General features: G+C 71.4%; 1 protein-coding gene and 1 pseudogene. One reads left to right on the forward strand and one right to left on the reverse strand.

The annotated features are described in order from the left end of the window. Window positions 1–1286: pseudogene (locus SSBG_RS34925) on the reverse strand (hypothetical protein); the annotation flags it as partial. A 609-nt stretch (window positions 1287–1895) separates the two neighbouring features. Between SSBG_RS34925 and SSBG_RS18665 the strand changes: the two are divergent. Then, window positions 1896–2663 carry an RNA polymerase sigma factor gene (locus SSBG_RS18665; protein WP_234010582.1) on the forward strand — a complete coding sequence of 256 codons (768 nt, stop codon included), beginning with the start codon at window positions 1896–1898 and terminating at the stop codon, window positions 2661–2663. The last annotated feature ends 95 nt before the right edge of the window (window positions 2664–2758 follow it).

Genomic DNA, 2758 nt, shown 5'->3' on the forward strand with positions numbered 1-2758 from the left:
TGCTGGCTCAGCTCCGTGCCGGTCGTGGTGGCGGTGGAGGTGAGGGTCGTCGGCGCGGTCTGCGCCGTCTCGTCCGCGGTCTCCGCCGTGTCCGCCGCCGTGTCCGCCGCCGTGTCCGCCGTCGTGTCCGCCGGGGTGGCGGCCGCCTCGCGCGGCGCGGGGGCCTCGGCGTCGAAGCCGCGTCCCGCGCTCTTGATACGGGCCAGGCCGGAGCGCACCGCCGGGGTCAGCACCGGGTCCACGGCGAGCCGCCCGTGGCTGGAGACGGCCACGTCGGCGGGCGCGTCGAGGACGGTGATGCCGGTGCCGCCGGTGCGGGGAGTGCCCTGGGGGTGGCCGGTCAGGAACACCTTCCGCCCGGTGCCCGCGTGCAGGTCGAGGTCACCGAGCCTGCCGTCGGCGAGGACGGAGGGCTTGCCGTGCCCGGTGAAGAGCTTGGCCCGCGCGGTCTTCGCGTTCTTCCGGTCGAGGAAAGCGACCTTCCCGCCCGCGAGGGGCCGGATGTCGAAGGGGGTGCTGGAGACGGTGGCGAGCCGGGCCACCTCGCCGGTACGGGCGACGTGGACGAGGTCCCGGCCGCGCCCGGCGAGCACGCCGTCCTCGACCGGTACCGCGCTGGTGAGTTCACCGTCGAGCGCCGGGTCCGCGAGTGTCCGGCCCGCGGTGTCGACCGTCAGCAGGCGCGTCTTCATCGAGCGGACGTCGTTCATGCCCCGGTAGGCGGTGAAGGCCGCCGTGCCGGTCGCCGCGTCGCACGTCGGGTCGAAGTAGGCGAGGGACGCGGTGAAGCCGAGCTTCCGCACGTGCCCGGTCTCCAGGTCGACGACGGCGGTGAAGGCGCCGCCCTGCATCAGGTCCGGCTTGTTCGTGAAGGCGCGGGGGGCGTAGACGACGGCGGCGTGGGCGCGGTCCATGACGCACGTGTTCCCGATCCAGGTGTCCGCGGACATCCCCGGCTCGGTCAGTGTGGCCAGGGTCTTCCAGGCGTACGCCCGCGAGCTGTCCGCGACGAGCAGGCGCAGGCCGCCCGCGTCGGCCGCCGCGACGACCGCCCGGTCCGCGGACGATTTCCAGCCGCTGCCGAGCTTCTTGCCCGGGTCCGCGACCCCGGCCCCCGGTCCCGTGCCGGGCTTCTCCTGCCCGGCGGCGGCGGCGGTGGCGGCCTGGGCGGGAGCGGGTGCGGGGCCCGGCGCGGCGGCGGGGCCGCCCTGGGCGAGGCCCCCGGCGAGTACGGCGCACACCGCGCCCGCCGCCATCGCGGCATATGTTCTCTTTCTTCGTCCCACGAACTGCCCTCTCCTGTTTTTGCGTTGTACGCGGGAGCAGAAAAAGCGCAACGGAACAGGACCGGCCGACCCGGGAATCGCCGAGAATCGCGGGACACCAGCCCCCCACCGCGCGGGCCAGTTCTAACCCTCTTTTCATGCACAGGGAAACCATGTTTCGGACACATACGGGCCATCAATCCGCACGCACCCGCGAGAACGTCGAAAATGATGTGCGATGCCGCCAAGCGCCCTTTTCCCGGGAAGAGTTGAATGCCCGTACGAAGTCCGCCGAAAGCGGTCGCGGATGTATTTTCCGTGTATGCGGAAAGGGTGCGCGGCAAGAGGAGACCGAAGGCGAACGGCCGGGTCGCCACCCCCCACAGGAGAGACCCGGCCGTCGCACGGCACGGGCCGTTTGAGGGCCCGTACTTCCTACAGCGCCATGGTCCCCCGAGACGTCACACCCGGACGGTCACGTGTCGGTAACGCTTCGTGGTGCGGAGGGCAGGGGTGAACGTCCGGCTCGGCCTGAAAGGGTGGAGTACTGGCCAAGTGACCGGTAGCGTGCTGATTCGCGCCGGACCGGACACGGTCGCGGTGGTGACGCGAGTGGGGGCTGGCTGAGGGGTGCTGGGGGACGACGCGGAGCTGACCGCCGCGGTATGCGCGGCTCAGCGGGGGGACGAGACCGCTTTCCGTACGGTGTACCGCGAGGTGCAGCCGCGCCTGCTCGGCTACATCAGGACCCTCGTCGGCGAGGCCGACGCCGAGGACGTCGCCTCCGAATCCTGGCTCCAGATAGCCCGTGACCTGGGCCGTTTCGACGGCGACGCGGACCGCTTCCGGGGCTGGGCGGCGCGGATAGCACGCAACCGCTCCCTCGACCACATCCGGATGCGGGGCCGCCGCCCCGCCGTCGGCGGGGACGAGTCCGAACTGACCGTGCGCCCGGGGGACTCCGACACGGCGGGCGAGGCCATCGAGGCCCTCGCGACCGGCGAGACCCTCGCCCTCATCGCCCGCCTCCCGCAGGACCAGGCGGAGGCCGTCGTCCTCCGCGTCGTCGTGGGCCTGGACGCGAAGAGCGCCGCCGCGACCCTCGGCAAACGTCCGGGCGCGGTCCGCACGGCCGCGCACCGGGGACTCAAGAAGCTGGCCGAACTCCTGGGCGGGCGCGAGGCGGAAGCGGCGGAGGACACGACCGGCGGCGGTACGGGCAGCGCCGACGCGGGCGAGGGCCCCGGCCCGGCCGGTTCCGCGGGCGGAGGCCGTCCCGGCGGCCCCGCGGGGGACGGGGGCACCGGGGGAGCGGGCGGCACGGACGGCCCCGGCGCCCCGGGGGCGCCCGCCGGCGCTCGCGGCACGTTTGATCTGTGTCTTGCACGGCGTGTCTGAGTGTTTGTGTTGGTTTAAACTTTTTTTTTTTTTTTTTTTTTTTTTTTTTTTTTTTTTTTTCTTTTTTTTTTTTTTTTTTTTTTTTTTTTTTTTTT

The organism is Streptomyces sp. SPB074, from assembly GCF_000154905.1.
Lineage (GTDB): Bacteria > Actinomycetota > Actinomycetes > Streptomycetales > Streptomycetaceae > Streptomyces.